This is a genomic window from Streptomyces nodosus (assembly GCF_008704995.1).
Taxonomy (GTDB): Bacteria; Actinomycetota; Actinomycetes; order Streptomycetales; family Streptomycetaceae; genus Streptomyces; species Streptomyces nodosus.
Map to the genome: position 1 here is coordinate 3,046,181 of NZ_CP023747.1, position 14,494 is coordinate 3,060,674.

Genomic DNA, 14,494 nt, shown 5'->3' on the forward strand with positions numbered 1-14,494 from the left:
CGGGACGCAACCGTTCCGTCGTCACGCCCTATGCTGGTCCGTATGACCACGAACGCCGACACTGCCGACACTGCAGAGGTGAAGCGGCGCCGCAGGGTGCCTGCGGGCGCGGCCGTCCTCCGTGAGGATGTGACGGAGGCCATCCGGATGGCCGTCTTCGAGGAGCTCGCGGCCGTCGGTTACGCCCGGATGTCCATCGAGGGCATCGCCCGCCGGGCCGGGGTCGGCAAGACGGCGGTGTACCGCCGCTGGCGTTCCAAGCTGCACCTGGTCCTCGATCTGGTCTCGGCGGTCGCGGTGCAGGGGCTGCCCGCCCCCGACACCGGCTCCCTGGAGAGTGATCTGCGGCTGCTGTACGAGGTGACCTCCCGCGCCCTGCGGCACCCGGTGGCCGGCCAGATCATCCCGGATCTCCAGGCGGAGGCGGCCCGCAACCCGGACATCGCGGACGCCCTGCAGAAGGCGCTGCGCGAGGGCCAGCAGAGCGTGGCGAGCGGCATCGTCGCCGCGGCCGCCGCCCGCGGCGAGATCGGCGAGGACATCGACATGGACCTGGCGCTCGACCTGATCTCGGGGCCGCTGTACTGGCGGGCGGTGGTGGTACGGGATCCGAAGCCGCCCAAGGGCTATCTGGCGGGGCTGGCCCGGGCCACGGCGGGGGCGCTCAGGGCGCTGTGAACGGGACGTCCGCCCTGTTCGGCGCCGTGACGCCCCCCGTCGCCCGTGCCTCGCCGACGCGTTTTCCACCCCTCCCCCGTTCCCCGTTCGCGGACGCCCTGATGGATACTCGGAATCGATCTTGAACGAGATGTCATGGGACGGGGAACGGCGATGCGCATCGAGCGGCACCGGGTGGGTGAGGGCGCGGTCGCCGCGGCCCGCGAGAACTTCGCCGACCGGATCGGCACCCTGGCCCGGTCGATGTCGAAGGCCGGCTGGATGACCACCTATGAATGGTGGGAGCTGGCGGAGGAGTTCCTCGACTATCTGGGCGCGCTCTCCGTCAGCACCCCGGATCTGTACACCCCGGAGGCCAGGGCGGTCCTCGACAACGCCACGGAGGCCGCGGCGGGCGCGGTGGCGTATGCCGCGTACCACCCCCATGTCTCGTTCCACATCTTCCTCGACTACCTCAACTTCGGGATGAGTTACGAGCCCGGGTCGGGGGCGCCCGTGGAGTCCGTCACTGCTGACCTGTGGCTGGACGCCTTCTGTCTGGCGATCCTCTCCGACCGGGCGGAACGGCACGGCGAGGCCTTCCACTTCGCCCGCCGGAAGTTCCCGCCCCTCGCGGCCGGACAGCCCGCGGTCGAACTCGCGGGCGGCTTCATGGCGTACGTCATCGGGGACACCGGGGACGACGACGCCGGCTATCCGCCGTCCCGGGAGGAAAAACTCGCCGCGCTCGACGCCGCGCTCACCCGGATCCGGTACCGGGACGACGGGACCGCCGCCGTCCTGCACGATCCGCGCACGGTCGCGCTCCAGGCCCTGCGGGCCCTGACCACCGGCGACGAGAAGGCCTTCCGCACCGCCGTGGTGAAGCTGCTGCTCCCCTATGCCGCGCTCAACGGGCCCGGCGCCGAGCCGCGCACCCTGCTGCCGCTGCTTCCGCTCGCCCTGGCGGCCCTGGGCCATCGCCGGGAGGGCTGGCAGCAGCCGGTCGCCACCGACTACTTCCCGCGCGCCCTGGTCACCGGCTTCGAGTCGGCGGGGCCGAGGGTGGGCGCCTACGGCCGGGACCGGCGCCCCGAGGCGGTGGCGGAGGCGGCCGCCGGGCCGGTGACGTTCGCGCGGCCCGAGCAACCGCAGCCCCTGCACCCGGAGAGCGAAGCGCTGTTCGAGCAGTACACCAGGGAGGCCGTCACCCCGCGGGGCGCGGAGCCGCTGGAAGCCCGGGGCCTGGCCTCCGCCATGAACCACCAGCGCATCCTCTTCAAGATCCGGGCCACCCAGTCCCCGGACGCGACGGGCCTCCAGCTCCGCAACCTGCGGCTCGCGGCCGAGGCCGGGGCCGCGCTCTTCAGTACGACGCTCGCCCAGCCCGACGCGGAGGTCCAGGTGACCATCGACGGGCACCCGGTCACCTACCGCGCCTATCACGGGGAGATGGCCGGACCCGGCGTCTGGCACACCGCGGTGAACCTCGCCCTGATCACGGGACGGCGCGAGAACCTGGCCCCGCTGGTGCTGGCCGGGCCCACCCGGGTCGGCAAGGACGAGTCGGCCTTCGCCGCCTACCGCCGGGCCCTCCACGACTATCTGCGCGGCGAGGACCCGGAGGCCGCCACGGAGCTGGCCCTTCAGGAGTGCGAGAAGGCGAGGACCTGGGGTTTCCTGCCGCCGCCCGCGGTCCTCTTCTCCCAGCTGGTCGAGGGCGACGAGGAGAGCTTCCAGCTGGCGCTCCTCGATGCGCTGGAGGCCCACCGCGACCACTACGCGATCGGCGACCGCGCGACCGACCCCGACGCCGCGCTCAGCCTGGACATCCTGGCCCTGGCCTGCCATGCCCGCCGTCGCGGCTGGGAGATCCGGGTCAGGTCCCCCTATCTGCCGGCCCGGCTCCTGGAGGCGGCGAAGCCCTTCTGAGAGCTCCGAACAAAAGTGGGGTCCGATCAGCGGGCGCCGCCCGCCGGGCCCCACTTTTGTTCGGAGCTCTAAGCCCTCGGCACCTCCGGGCCCGAGCCGCCCGGGGCCACCGGTTCCTCCCCGTGGATGCCGTCGGTCACCCGGGCAGCGCGGCCCGGCGGAGCAGGCGGTGGAGTCTGCGGGTCAGGACGGAGGAGACACCGTGGACCCCCGGGGCCAGCCGGAGGGCCAGGGCGCCGGAGTGGGTGGCGTACGGCTGGACGAGCAGTACGCCGTGGCGCACGCTCGGCAGGACGCGGCGGCGCAGTATGCCGGGGCCGGTGAGGGCGTGGGCCGTGGTGTCGCGGCTGGTGCCGTCGTCGAAGCGGAGCGTCAGCCGCACGTCCCAGGTGCCGGCGCCGAGGGTTCCGAGGGCCACCGGCGTCTCGGCCGTCCAGCCGCCCGAGGTGCCGTCCCGCCGGAGCTGGGCCGTGGTGCGGCGGACCCCGGGCCGCGCGGCGCCCTCCCGCGGCACGAACTCCACGTCCACCCGGGAGGGCCGCGCGTTCTCCAGCCGCCCGTACAGCTCGTGCAGGCGCAGCCGCAGCAGGGTGGTGCGCGCGCCGGGGCGCAGTTCGGCGTCGACGGCGACCGGAAGGTGCCGGACCGGGCGGTGCAGCAGATGGCCCAGCCGGACCTGGGGGAGGTCCGCGGACCAGACGGGGGTGCCGTCCGCCGCGCTGGGGTAGGGCGGGGTCAGCCGCGCCGGACGGGCCGCGAGCTCCCTGAGCCGGTGCAGGTCGCGCGAGCGTTCGGAGGCCAGCACCACCTGGGCGACGACCCGCCCCGGCACGGACGCCTGGGCGAGATCGGCCGCGTCGAAGTCCGAGAGATAGGCGCGGGTGAGCCGCCACCACTGGCCGCGGTACTCCTCGTCGTGCAGCGGCAGCTCCCGGGCGTACATGCGCAGCCCCCGGTCGAGGAAGGTGGTGCGCGCCGCCCGGGCCAGCCGTTTCTCACCGGCGTCCAGCAGGATCCGGTGCGCCTGCCGGGTCGCCTCCATACGGGCCGTCCAGTTGCCGATGTCGGCGCGGTCGAGGGAGATGGACAGGCGCCGGGCGGCGCGGCGCACATGCCAGACGTAGACCGTCTCGGGGATCAGGGCGATGGCCGGTCCGGCGGCCAGTACGCGCGCGCCGAACACGAAGTCCTCGTAGGGGAAGCGGCCTTCGGGGAAGCGGATGCCGTGTTCGCGCAGGAAGTCCGTGCGGTACAGCTTGTTGACGCACAGGGTGTCGTACGCCAGCCGGGGGCGCCGGCCGGGGTGGGAGATCAGCGCGGGACGCGTGTACAGCTCCGGCTGCCAGGGGGTCTCGCGGCCCGACGGCAGCTCGCGGCGCACACACAGTCCCGCGGCGACCGGGGTCTCATGGGCGACGGCCGCCATCAGCAGTGCCTCCACCGCGCCGGGCGGCAGCACGTCGTCGCTGTCCAGGAACATCACATAGGGGGCGCGGGCCGCGTCGATCCCGTCGTTGCGCGGGGTGCCGCAGCCGCCGCTGTTGACGGTCCTGCGGAGGACCTTCACCCGCGGGTCCTCGGCCGCGAGGGCGTCCAGCAGCTCGGGGCTGCCGTCCGTCGAGCAGTCGTCGACCGCGATCACCTCGCGTACGACACCGCCCTGGGCGAGAGCCGAACGCACCGCGTCCGTCACATGACGGGCGTCGTCGTACCCGATGACGACGATGCTGACCTGCGCATCATGAGGGTGCATGGTTTCCACGCCCTGGAACGTTAGGGATTCCTGGTAATCATCTGTTAAGAGGCAATTAACAGCCTGTGCGGAAGCTCGCAGGAATGGTGGCCAGGTCCGGGGGTGGCGTGTCCGATTCCAGCCGATCGGGGGTGGGTCGTCCGGATCGCCACAGCCGGATGAAGGACACCATCGCGGCGGACACCAGCAGCCCGTTGCGGACGATCATGAGTACGCACCCCGTCCAGCTGCTGCTGACGACCTCGGCGTAGCAGGCCGGGTACTCGACGACGCTGACCGCGGTCGCCGCCAGGACGAGCGGGGCCACGGGGCGCTGGGTGGTGTGCCGGGACGTCAGACAGACCGCGGTCAGCCCGATCAGCCACACCAGGTACTGGGGGCTGATCACCCGGCTGGTCACCGTGAACAGCAGGACCGCCGCGAGCGCCGCGTCGTACGGGGTCGCGGGGGTCCAGCGGCGGGCCCGCAGCCGCCACAGCAGCAGCAGGACGAAGGCTCCCGCGGTCAGCGCGAGCGAGCCGAGGGCGACCTCGTGCACCTGGGGGCCCACGAACTCCACGGCCCCGTACTGGTAGTGGGTGTGCCCCGGCCAGCCGGCCCGGCGGGCGATCATGAGGGCCGTGCCGCCCAGCGACTCGATCTGCACGCCCCGGCCGCCCTGCTGGCGCAGGAAGTCGAACGGGTCGCGGAACACGGCCGTGAGCAGGGCGAGCAGGGTGACGGCGGTGACCACGGCCGCCGTCCACGCCTCCCGGGTGGTCCGCCCGCGCGGGGTGCCGAGCAGGGCCAGCGCGGGCCAGACCTTCACCAGGGCGCCGAGCGCCGCGAACGCGCCGCCCCCGCGCGGGGAGCGTGACAGCGCCAGCAGGGAGAACACCGCGAAGGCGGTGACCTGGACGTCGTAGCGGGCGAGCGGGATGTGCAGCAGCAGCGGCAGACCCGCCGTCCAGAGCGCCGCGCCGCGCAGCGAGCGGCCCGGGCGCCGGCCCGCGTAGGCCAGGGCCAGGGTGATCGCGGCGTCGGTCAGCAGGGTGAGGGCCACAAAGGCCTGGACGTACGCCAGGCCCGGCAGCAGCGCGGGGGTGAGCAGCACCGCGCCCGCGCCCGGCGGGTACTGCCACAGCGGGTCGCCCGAGGGGAACGCGCCGTGCCGCAGGATGCCGTACCAGTGGACGTAGAGCTGCCCCACCTCGCGGGAGACCCCGCCCCGGCCGAGCAGCGGGTCCTGGTCGTGGGTGAGGAGCCACAGCATCAGGGCGCGGGTGGCGATCCAGCAGCCGGCGAGAAGGAACAGCCGGCGGGGGCCGCCGGTGTGTGCTGTGCGGGGCGGCGGCAGGGGTGCGCGGCTCGCCGCCCGGGTCTTTCTGGCGCTCTTCGAGGCACTCATCAAGGCCGGATGGTAAGTCGCCTGTATGCCCTGTGTGCTGATAGGCCGTCAACTCCTGTAAAAGTCGGTCGATAGTACAAAATCTGTGCATGTTGAATGCGGGCATGAGTAGGTCACCGGAGAGGCGCCGGGAGCGCCTGGCCGTGCTTGTGCCCGCGGCCGTCATGGCCGCGATCGGGCTGTGGGGACTGGACCGCGGGGGCATGTGGCGCGACGAGGCGGTCACCTTCCAGGTGGCGCGCCGCTCGGTGCCGCAGATCTGGCACCTGCTGCACAGCGTGGACGCGGTGCACGGCCTGTACTACCTGCTGATGCACCCGGTGCTGGCCGTCCGCCCCGACGAGGTGCTGCTGCGGCTGCCCTCGGTCTGCGGGGCGGCCGTGGCCGCCGGCCTGGTCGGCGCGCTGGGCACCCGGCTGTGCCGGCCCCGCGTGGGGTTGTGGGCGGGGCTGCTCTACGCGGTCACGCCGATGGTCGGGCACTACGCGCAGGAGGGCCGCTCCTATGCGATGGTCGCCGCCGGGGTCATGGGCGCGACGCTGCTGCTGGTACGGGCGGTGCGGGACGGCGGCCGGTGGTGGCCCTACGGGGTGCTGGTCGCCGTCACCTGTGTGCTGCACGAGTTCGCCGTGCTGGTGCTGCTCGCGCACGCCTGCACGCTGGCGCTCGCGCGGGCGCCGGGGAAGGTGTGGCGGGGGTGGGCGGGCGCGGCCGGTGCCGTCGTCGTGGTGCTGCTGCCGCTGGTACTGGTCTCACATGCGCAGGCGAGGCAGGTGGCCTGGCTGACGGCGCCGGACGCGGAGAGCGCGGGGCAGCTGGTCGAGCAGTTCGCGGGACCGTCGCCCGGTGTGCTGTGGCCCTGTCTGGCCCTGGTCGCGACGGCCGTGTGGACACCGCGGGGGCGCCGCGGGGTGTCCCTGTCCGCGGTGGCCCTGCCGCTGGTCCTGGTGCCGCCGGCGGTGCTGATGGAGGTGTCGCAGATCCACCCGCTCTACGACGACCGGTATGTGCTGTACGCCCTGGCCGGGGCGCCGTTGCTGGCCGCGGCGGGACTGGACCGGGTGGCCGGTGCGCTGGGCCGCGTGGCCGGTACGTCGGCCCGGCTGCGGCCCGGCGGCCGGGGGAGGCCCGCTCCCGGCACCCCGCTCGGCGCGGGCCCGGCCGCCGGTGGTCCCGGGGCGCGGACGCCGCTCACCGGCCCGCGAGCGGTGCCGTCGTCCGGTGACGGTGTCGCCCTCGCGGAGCCGCCACGGGCCACCGTGCCCCGGTCCGCCGGGACCTCCCGGTGCCCTCCCTGCCCGGGCGCCATGGTGTCGCCCTGGCCGGGGTGCTCGCCGTCGGCGGTGCCTTCCTCGGGCAGCTCCCGCTGCTGCGGGAGGACCGCGATGCCGCGCACCGGCCCGACGACCTGGCCGTCGTCTCCGCCACCGTGGGCCGGGAGCTGCGGCCCGGGGATGCCGTGCTCTTTCTGCCCTCGCTGGAGCGGCGGTCCGCGCTGACCTATCCGGCGCCGTTCCGCGGCGTGCGGGACGTGGCGCTGGAGGTACCCGCCGCCGTCGACGGCACGCTGTACGGGCGGGAGGCCGGGCCCGGGGAACTACGGCGGCGGCTGGCCGGCCTTGCGTCCGTCTGGGTGGTCTGCGCGCCGTTCGCACTACAGCCCACCTGGACCCCGAGGAACGCCACCGAGCGCGTCAAGCTCAGGGTGGTGACCCGGGAGTTCATCGCCCGTGAGGAGTACGCCCGCGGCGGCGTCATCCTTCGACTGTATGTACGCCGCGGGGAACGTCCGACCGCCCGCCCCTGAGCGCCGGACGGGAAACGGGCGCGGCCCGACGCCTCCTTCCGGCGCCGGCCGCGCCCGGGGCCCTGTCCGGGGCCGGGGACCGGCGTTCCAGGGCGGTCGCTCCCGGGCGAGATCGCTCCGAAGGCGAAGGAGCTGATGGAGGGGGGACCCTCGCGATCGACTACTACAGGGAGGGCGGCCACGACCGCGAGACGTGGGGCCGTACGGGAGGCCGCGGGCATCACGCCGTGGGGACCGCCCCGGCGTTGTGAGTCACGGTGTGTACTGGTAGCTGGCGCTGCTGGTGCCGCCCGGACTGTGGACGAGGACGGCGACGGTGCCGGAGGTGCCTCCTGGCGCGACGGCCACGACCTCGGTGTCGGAGACGGTGACGAACGGGGTCAGGATGCCGCCAACCCTGACGCTGTCCGTGTAGGTCAAGTTGCTTCCGGTGATGGTCACGCTGTTTCCGCCGGCGGCCGGCCCCTGGTTGGGGCTGAGACTGGTGATGACCGGCTGCCCGACGTAGGTGTAGTAAGGATTGCCGACGCCGGGAAGGCTCGTGCCGCCCGGCGTGGTGGCGGTGACGCTGACGGTTCCGGAGCCGAGCGGGACCAGGGCGGTGATCTCGCCGTCCGAGACGACGCTGATGCTGGCGGACGTGCGGGATCCGAAGCGTACGGCGCTGACGAGGGACAGGTTGCTCCCCGTGACAGTCACGGCGTTGCCGCCCAGGGGCGGCCCCAGGGCAGGGGAGATGTCGTCGACGGTCGGCAGGGGGATGTAGAAGTACGGCAACGGGGTGCTGGTGCCTCCCGCCGTGGTGACCGTGAGGTTGACCGGAGCCGCCGCACCGGCTGGGGGCTGGACGGTGATCTGTGTGCTGGTGTTGCCGGTGATGGTGGCGCTGTGGCTGCCGAACACGACCGCAGTGGCGCCGGAGAGATTGGTGCCCGTGACGGTGACGGTGTTCCCTCCGGCCGTAGGGCCCTGGTTCGGAGCGATCGAGCTGACGACCGGGCTGGGAAGGTAGGTGAAGGTCGAGCTGTTGCTGGTGCCGCCCGAGGAGGTGACGGTGACGGCGGAGGAGCCCGACCCCGCGGGGGCGGTGCAGCTGATCTTCGTGTCGCTGAGCGTGGCGAACTGGGCCGGGTTCGTCCCGAATGTCACGGACGATGCGCCGGTGAAGCCGCTGCCGGTGAGGGTGACAGCCGTCCCGCCGGCGGCCGGTCCCTGGTTGGGGCTGATGCTGTTGATGATCGGCGCCATGACGTGCTCCTTTCCGCGTGGTGGGGTGGGCGCCCCGTGCCCGGTCAGGAGCGGGGTCAGGGCACGGCGGTCCGTGCACTCCCGAGTGCGGGTGTGCCCAGGGGCGGCCCTCGTCGGGGGAGACGACGGGCGGCCCCTGGGCGGTGGAGGGTCAGGCCGCGGTGAAGACGTCGCCGGCGACGGCCGGGCTGGTACCGCCGGGGGTGACGACCTGGATGTCGTAGGTGGCGCTCGCGGTGAGCCCGGCGGGGACGACGGCGACCAGCTGGGTCTCGGAGATGGGGGTGAAGCTGCTCGCCGAGATCGATGCGCCACCGCCGGTCGGTGTGAAAGTCACGTCGCTGACACTGTCGAAGCAAGTGCCCGTGACGGTGACGTTGGTGCCCTCCGCCCCCGAGGTCGGACTGATTCCGGTGACGGCGGGGGCGTTGTAGTAGACGAACTGGTCGCTGACGCTCGTGGTGCTGGTGCCGCCCGGGGTGGTGACGGTGATGTCCACGGTGTCCAGGCAGCCGGTGAAGGCTCCGTGCGCGGGAGCCGTGACGCTGAGTTGGCTGTCGTTGAGCACGGTCAGCCCGGTGCCCGCGCCGATGGCGCCGAAGGTCACCGCGGTGGCGTTGAGGAAGCCGCTGCCGTTGACGGTGATGGAGCCGGGGCTGGCCGCGCCGGAGACAGGGCTCACGGACAAGACGGCGGGGGTGGCGGCGTAGAAGAACGGCAGGGAGTTGGTGGTCGACGTTCCGGCCATCACGTTGACGTTGTACTGCCCGGCGCACAGCGACGGGATGGGGCAGGTGATCTGCGTGCTGCTGACGACGGTGGCGGTGGCCGACTTGTTGCCGAAGTTCACCTTGGTGGCGCTCGACAGGCCGGTTCCGTTGATCGTCAGGGTCTGCCCGACCGAGCCGGGGCTGCCCGTGAAGGAGGTGATGGTTGCCATGATGCGTCCTTTCGCAGTTGGCCGTGTGATCGGTGGTGGTCGCGTGGGCCGAAGGGCCTTGTGGGCATGGGTGTTCCGAGGGCAAGGCTCGGTGGCCTGTCCGGTGGCCGGCTGAACGGTGAAGTGTCCGGCGCAGGCGCATGGTCGTGCCGGCCGTGCCGCTGGTGAGGTCCTTGCGCCACCGGCTTGGCGATGGCGCCTCCCGACAGACCGCCGACGCGCCGTGGGCTGTGAAGGGGGTGCGGGTTGGTTCGAGCCGGATGCGCATGGAGAGAGAAGGGGGAGAGCCCCAGCGACCTCGCGCATCCGGGAGCCTGCGGCACACATGGCCGGGCGGCGTCCCGGCTCGGCCCGGTACCGTGACCGAAGTTCGTGACGTCCACAGCCTCACTGGAATTGCGGCTCGTCCGAAGCTGGTTCGACGGCGAGGATGTGACAGGGAAGGACGGAGGCGGTCGAAAGCCTCGTGGCGACGAAACGCCAAAGACGTGGCGGCGTCGACTTCAGCTGCAGCTGAGCATGGCACCACTTCCAATTTCTTACGATGTGCGTTGCGAGCTGAGAACCGGCAAGCGAATTTCACTCGCTGGAAGCCAAACCGTGCCGCTGACGGCTCCGAGCCCGGAGCGGGATAATCTCGAACACGGAGGCGGATGACTCGGCCAGTCCGACAACAGTCAGTAATCCATCTGGGTGGCCATCATCGCAAGAGAGTGACAGTCAAACCCCTCATTCGAGGGAGCGCACCACCCTCCGCCTCTACAGGGCGTACCACCAGCGTAAATGGCCCGGAAAGTCGCACTCCCGCGCGATTCGGCCTGAAAATATAGCTGCGTTTCACGCTGGTCATCGCGCACACGATCACCGCGAGTGGCGTCGCCCTACATAGTCAAACCGGGCGAACGTGACTTTAGTCGGGGTCTGGGGTGAACGGGGGTGCCCTTGCGGGCTGATCTCCGTCCCCTCTCCTATCGCTTGACGGATCATATTATTTTCGAGCTTCCTGAGCGATATATGTGCGGCGTTTGAGTCATTGCAGTCGGGTTGTCTGATGTTGCTGAAGTCGTATGTAGTTGGCTGTCCTCATCTCATTCTTCACAGTTCGCCAGGAAGGCACGGTGGGTTTGGTGTATGGGGCCGTCAAGACCAGGAGAGTCTCGTATTTGGCACTCGGAGCAGCGAGTCTCGGCCTTACCTGGTGCCTCTGCGGCCCTGTTGCCACGCAGGCGCAGTCTGTCGCGGACCGGGCGCATACTGAGGCCGCCGCCTCGCAGGCGGCGCGGATCGCTCAGGAGGCGGGGGCGAGAAGGAATCACGAGCACCTTCGGTCGGCGGCCAGGGGGACGGTCACCGCGAGGACCGGTGTGAGCATCCGTGAGCAGCCCACGACCGACTCGGCGATCCTCGGCTCGTTCCGGTACAGGGCGCACGTCAGCATCCTGTGCTGGGACACGGGCACTCCCGTGCACAGGAACACCGTCTGGTACCGGCTGGCGGGCCGTCCCGGCTGGGTGACCGCACACTGGGTCGCCGCGACCGGCGTGCCGTTCTGCGGCGCGGGCACCGGTCCGACCGGTCCTACCGGCCCGACCGGCCCTCAGGGCCCCAACGGCGTCACCGGTCCGACGGGTGCGACGGGCCCGACTGGTGCGGCGGGTGCGACTGGGCCGACGGGTGCGACGGGTGCCGCTGGTGCGACCGGTGCGACGGGTGCCGCTGGTGCGACTGGTGCGACTGGTGCGACTGGTGCGGCGGGTGCGACTGGGCCGACGGGTGCGGCGGGGTTGGACGGTGCGACCGGTCCGACTGGCCCGACGGGTGCGACCGGTCCGACCGGCTCGACGGGTGCGACGGGTGCGACTGGTGCGGCGGGTGCGACTGGGCCGACGGGTGCGGCGGGGTTGGACGGTGCGACCGGTCCGACTGGCCCGACGGGTGCGACTGGTGCGGCGGGTGCGGCGGGTGCGACGGGTGCGACGGGTGCGACCGGTGCGACGGGTGCCGCTGGTGCGACTGGTGCGACTGGTGCGGCGGGTGCGACTGGGCCGACGGGTGCGGCGGGGTTGGACGGTGCGACCGGTGCGACCGGTGCGACCGGTGCGACGGGTGCGACGGGTGCGGCGGGGTTGGACGGTGCCACCGGTCCGACCGGTCCGACCGGTCCGACCGGTGCGGCTGGCCCGACGGGTGCGACGGGTGCGGCGGGAATCGACGGTGCGACCGGTCCGACCGGTGCGACGGGTGCGACGGGTGCGGCGGGGTTGGACGGTGCGACCGGTCCGACTGGTGCGACGGGTGCGGCGGGAGTCGACGGTGCCACCGGTCCGACCGGTGCGACGGGTGCGACGGGTGCGACGGGTGCGGCGGGGTTGGACGGTGCCACCGGTCCGACCGGTCCGACCGGTCCGACCGGTGCGGCTGGCCCGACGGGTGCGACGGGTGCGGCGGGAATCGACGGTGCGACCGGTCCGACCGGTGCGACGGGTGCGACGGGTGCGGCGGGGTTGGACGGTGCGACCGGTCCGACTGGTGCGACGGGTGCGGCGGGAGTCGACGGTGCCACCGGTCCGACCGGTGCGACGGGTGCGACGGGTGCGACGGGTGCGGCGGGGTTGGACGGTGCCACCGGTCCGACCGGTCCGACCGGTCCGACCGGTGCGGCTGGCCCGACGGGTGCGACGGGTGCGGCGGGAATCGACGGTGCGACCGGTCCGACCGGCCCGACGGGTGCGACGGGTGCGGCGGGAATCGACGGTGCGACCGGTCCGACCGGTCCGACCGGTCCGACCGGTCCGACCGGTGCGACGGGTGCGACGGGTGCGGCGGGGTTGGACGGTGCCACCGGTCCGACTGGTCCGACCGGTGCGGCTGGCCCGACGGGTGCGACGGGTGCGGCGGGAATCGACGGTGCGACCGGTGCGACCGGTGCGACCGGTGCGGCGGGGTTGGACGGTGCGACGGGTGCGACCGGTGCGGCGGGGGTGGACGGTGCCACCGGTCCGACCGGTCCGACCGGCGCGTCAGGTACCACGCAAACGCAGTTGCTGGACTCGCCCTTGAACCCCCAGACGATCCCCGCCGGCAGCACGGCGACGCTGCAGGGAGGGGACTGCACCACCCTCGGGTCGTTCGTGGCCGTCAGTGGCGGCGAGAACCAGGTGGGGGGATCGGGTGAGGTGCAGACGCTGACGAGCTCTCCGGGTGACTCCTGGACCGTCTCTGTCCACAACCCTGGCGTCGACGCCGCGACCGTCAACGTCACGTCGGTCTGCCAGCCGGTCTGATCCCGGGCGAAGAGCGATTTCAGACCGCAACGGCAGCCAGCTCTTCATCAGTCACGCCGACCCCCAAGTCGGTGAGCCGGAGGCTTGGACACCTTTCGGGACCGTTCTGAGCGGCCTCGACGTCCTGAAGTGGTGACGGTTCGGCAGCGATCCACCGCAAGCGACAGCACCCATAAGGGGACCCCATGAAGCCAACCGTCTGCCTGTGCATGATCGTAAAAAACGAATCGAAGATCATCGAACGCTGTCTGACCGCGGCGAAGGAGGTGATCGACACATGGGTCATCACCGACACCGGCTCCACCGACGGTACCCAGGACATGATCCGCCTGGCGCTCGACGGAATCCCGGGCGAACTGCACGAACTGCCCTGGGTGAACTTCGGATACAACCGCACCCTGAACATCCGGCACGCCCGCGGCAAGGCCGACTATCTCCTACTGCTGGACGCGGATCTCGAAGTGCTGCGTGAGGGCGAGATTCCCCCGCTGACCGCCGGCGAGTACTTGCTGTGCCATGACGGCGACACTTCGTACCGTATCCCGCGGCTCGTCCGCGGCGACCTGCCGTGGCGGTACGAAGGCGTCACCCACGAATACCTGACCTGTGACCAACCCGTACGCCGGGAGAACCTGGATGCCCTGGTCATCCGCGACCACGGCGACGGCGGCTCCAGACACGACAAGTTCGAGCGCGACGCACGTCTGCTGAACCTGGAACTCCAGCGCGACCCGGACAATCCGCGCACGGTGTTCTACCTGGCGCAGACCATGCGGGACCTGGGCCACACGGCCGAGGCGATCGATCTCTACGAGCGCCGCGTCGCCATGGGTGGCTGGGAGGAGGAGTTGTATTACTCCCTGTATCAGATCGGCCTGCTCAAGGCCGCCGTCTCGGACTGGCCGCACGCTGCGGAGGCCTTCACCAAGGCGTGGGAGATCCGGCCGCAACGGCTCGAGGCCTGCTACCAACTTGCCTCGCGGCTGAGGAAGATGGAGCGCTACCACACTGCACACGCGCTGCTCGGCAGCGGGATCCGCAAACCCCTGCCCTCGGAGGACATCCTGTTCACCCAGCCCTGGGTGTACCGGTGGGGGCTCCTCTTCGAGTACTCGATCACCGCCTACTGGGTGGGGGACTACGGCCGGTCCGTCGTCGCGTGCGACGAACTGCTGTCGATGAACGACCTCCCTGAGGCCGTTCGCGAACAGGTGGAGAAGAACCGGGTGTTTGCCGTCGAGAAGCGCCGGGAGTCTTGTCGTCCGGCCGATGCCGGCGGCGTCGGCCAGTAGGGGGCTCACGCGAGTTCCGAAATGCCGGCGGACCACGGCGATCAACTCGGATGCCGATCTCGCGCAGTGCTGCGGTCAGGGCGTCGTTGCGGCGGACGGCGGTGATGACGAACACCCGGGTGCCGTCTTGCCGGACTGCTCCGCGCGGGCATGTGCCGTCCACGGCGAACGCGCGACGGCGCAGTTGCCCGTCC

Annotated in this window: 11 protein-coding genes; 6 read left to right on the forward strand and 5 right to left on the reverse strand. The window is 71.9% G+C overall.

Annotated features, from left to right (window positions below; genetic code table 11):
- The first annotated feature begins 42 nt into the window (after positions 1-42).
- Together CP978_RS13785 and CP978_RS13790 are read left to right on the forward strand one after the other, a co-directional pair.
- A complete protein-coding gene (locus tag CP978_RS13785) occupies positions 43-678 on the forward strand; it encodes a TetR/AcrR family transcriptional regulator (RefSeq protein ID WP_043448578.1) in 636 nt (211 codons plus the stop codon).
- A 135-nt stretch (positions 679-813) separates the two neighbouring features.
- Positions 814-2,589: an immunity 49 family protein gene (locus CP978_RS13790; protein WP_227745367.1), complete on the forward strand. Its 1,776-nt coding sequence runs from the start codon at positions 814-816 to the stop codon at positions 2,587-2,589.
- 136 nt (positions 2,590-2,725) lie between these two features.
- On the opposite strand, the gene CP978_RS13795 is transcribed toward CP978_RS13790, so the two are convergent.
- Together CP978_RS13795 and CP978_RS13800 are read right to left on the reverse strand one after the other, a co-directional pair.
- Positions 2,726-4,342 (reverse strand): glycosyltransferase family 2 protein, encoded by a 1,617-nt coding sequence (locus CP978_RS13795; RefSeq protein WP_043440723.1) that lies wholly within the window; start codon positions 4,340-4,342, stop codon positions 2,726-2,728.
- 55 nt (positions 4,343-4,397) lie between these two features.
- A complete protein-coding gene (locus CP978_RS13800) occupies positions 4,398-5,729 on the reverse strand; it encodes a glycosyltransferase family 87 protein (RefSeq protein ID WP_079162133.1) in 1,332 nt (443 codons plus the stop codon).
- Between the two features lie 104 nt (positions 5,730-5,833).
- Between CP978_RS13800 and CP978_RS13805 the strand changes: the two genes are divergently transcribed.
- Both CP978_RS13805 and CP978_RS13810 read left to right on the forward strand, forming a co-directional pair.
- A complete protein-coding gene (locus CP978_RS13805; protein WP_242647116.1) occupies positions 5,834-7,228 on the forward strand; it encodes a glycosyltransferase family 39 protein in 1,395 nt (464 codons plus the stop codon).
- Entirely contained in the window at positions 7,189-7,536 is a 348-nt protein-coding gene (locus CP978_RS13810) for a hypothetical protein (protein ID WP_150478220.1), read from the forward strand. Before CP978_RS13805 ends, CP978_RS13810 begins: the two co-directional genes overlap by 40 nt.
- 252 nt (positions 7,537-7,788) lie before the next feature.
- On the opposite strand, the gene CP978_RS13815 is transcribed toward CP978_RS13810, so the two are convergent.
- The 3 genes from CP978_RS13815 to CP978_RS35615 all read right to left on the reverse strand — a co-directional run bounded on the left by CP978_RS13815 (position 7,789) and on the right by CP978_RS35615 (position 11,288).
- Positions 7,789-8,784, reverse strand: a complete 996-nt coding sequence (locus tag CP978_RS13815; RefSeq protein WP_043440720.1) for an IPT/TIG domain-containing protein — start codon at positions 8,782-8,784, stop codon at positions 7,789-7,791.
- 151 nt (positions 8,785-8,935) lie between these two features.
- Positions 8,936-9,724: an IPT/TIG domain-containing protein gene (locus tag CP978_RS13820; RefSeq protein ID WP_043440718.1), complete on the reverse strand. Its 789-nt coding sequence runs from the start codon at positions 9,722-9,724 to the stop codon at positions 8,936-8,938.
- Between the two features lie 1,312 nt (positions 9,725-11,036).
- Positions 11,037-11,288 carry a hypothetical protein gene (locus CP978_RS35615; RefSeq protein WP_052454110.1) on the reverse strand — a complete coding sequence of 84 codons (252 nt, stop codon included), beginning with the start codon at positions 11,286-11,288 and terminating at the stop codon, positions 11,037-11,039.
- Between the two features lie 1,492 nt (positions 11,289-12,780).
- Here CP978_RS35615 and CP978_RS35620 point away from each other — a divergent pair.
- Complete coding sequence (locus CP978_RS35620) at positions 12,781-13,008, forward strand: hypothetical protein (RefSeq protein ID WP_144401449.1); 228 nt, start codon at positions 12,781-12,783, stop codon at positions 13,006-13,008.
- A gap of 185 nt (positions 13,009-13,193) precedes the next feature.
- Positions 13,194-14,300 carry a glycosyltransferase gene (locus CP978_RS13830; RefSeq protein ID WP_063839056.1) on the forward strand — a complete coding sequence of 369 codons (1,107 nt, stop codon included), beginning with the start codon at positions 13,194-13,196 and terminating at the stop codon, positions 14,298-14,300.
- Positions 14,301-14,494 lie beyond the last annotated feature (194 nt).

What these genes read in the sequence shown, in the direction of transcription:
- CP978_RS13805 (WP_242647116.1), top strand. Translation starts at nt 5,834, where the DNA reads ATGAGTAGGTCACCGGAGAGGCGCCGGGAGCGCCTGGCCGTGCTTGTG.
- CP978_RS13820 (WP_043440718.1), bottom strand. Translation starts at nt 9,724, where the DNA reads ATGGCAACCATCACCTCCTTCACGGGCAGCCCCGGCTCGGTCGGGCAG.
- CP978_RS13815 (WP_043440720.1), bottom strand. Translation starts at nt 8,784, where the DNA reads ATGGCGCCGATCATCAACAGCATCAGCCCCAACCAGGGACCGGCCGCC.
- CP978_RS13800 (WP_079162133.1), bottom strand. Translation starts at nt 5,729, where the DNA reads ATGAGTGCCTCGAAGAGCGCCAGAAAGACCCGGGCGGCGAGCCGCGCA.
- CP978_RS13795 (WP_043440723.1), bottom strand. Translation starts at nt 4,342, where the DNA reads ATGCACCCTCATGATGCGCAGGTCAGCATCGTCGTCATCGGGTACGAC.
- CP978_RS13785 (WP_043448578.1), top strand. Translation starts at nt 43, where the DNA reads ATGACCACGAACGCCGACACTGCCGACACTGCAGAGGTGAAGCGGCGC.
- CP978_RS13790 (WP_227745367.1), top strand. Translation starts at nt 814, where the DNA reads ATGGGACGGGGAACGGCGATGCGCATCGAGCGGCACCGGGTGGGTGAG.
- CP978_RS13830 (WP_063839056.1), top strand. Translation starts at nt 13,194, where the DNA reads ATGAAGCCAACCGTCTGCCTGTGCATGATCGTAAAAAACGAATCGAAG.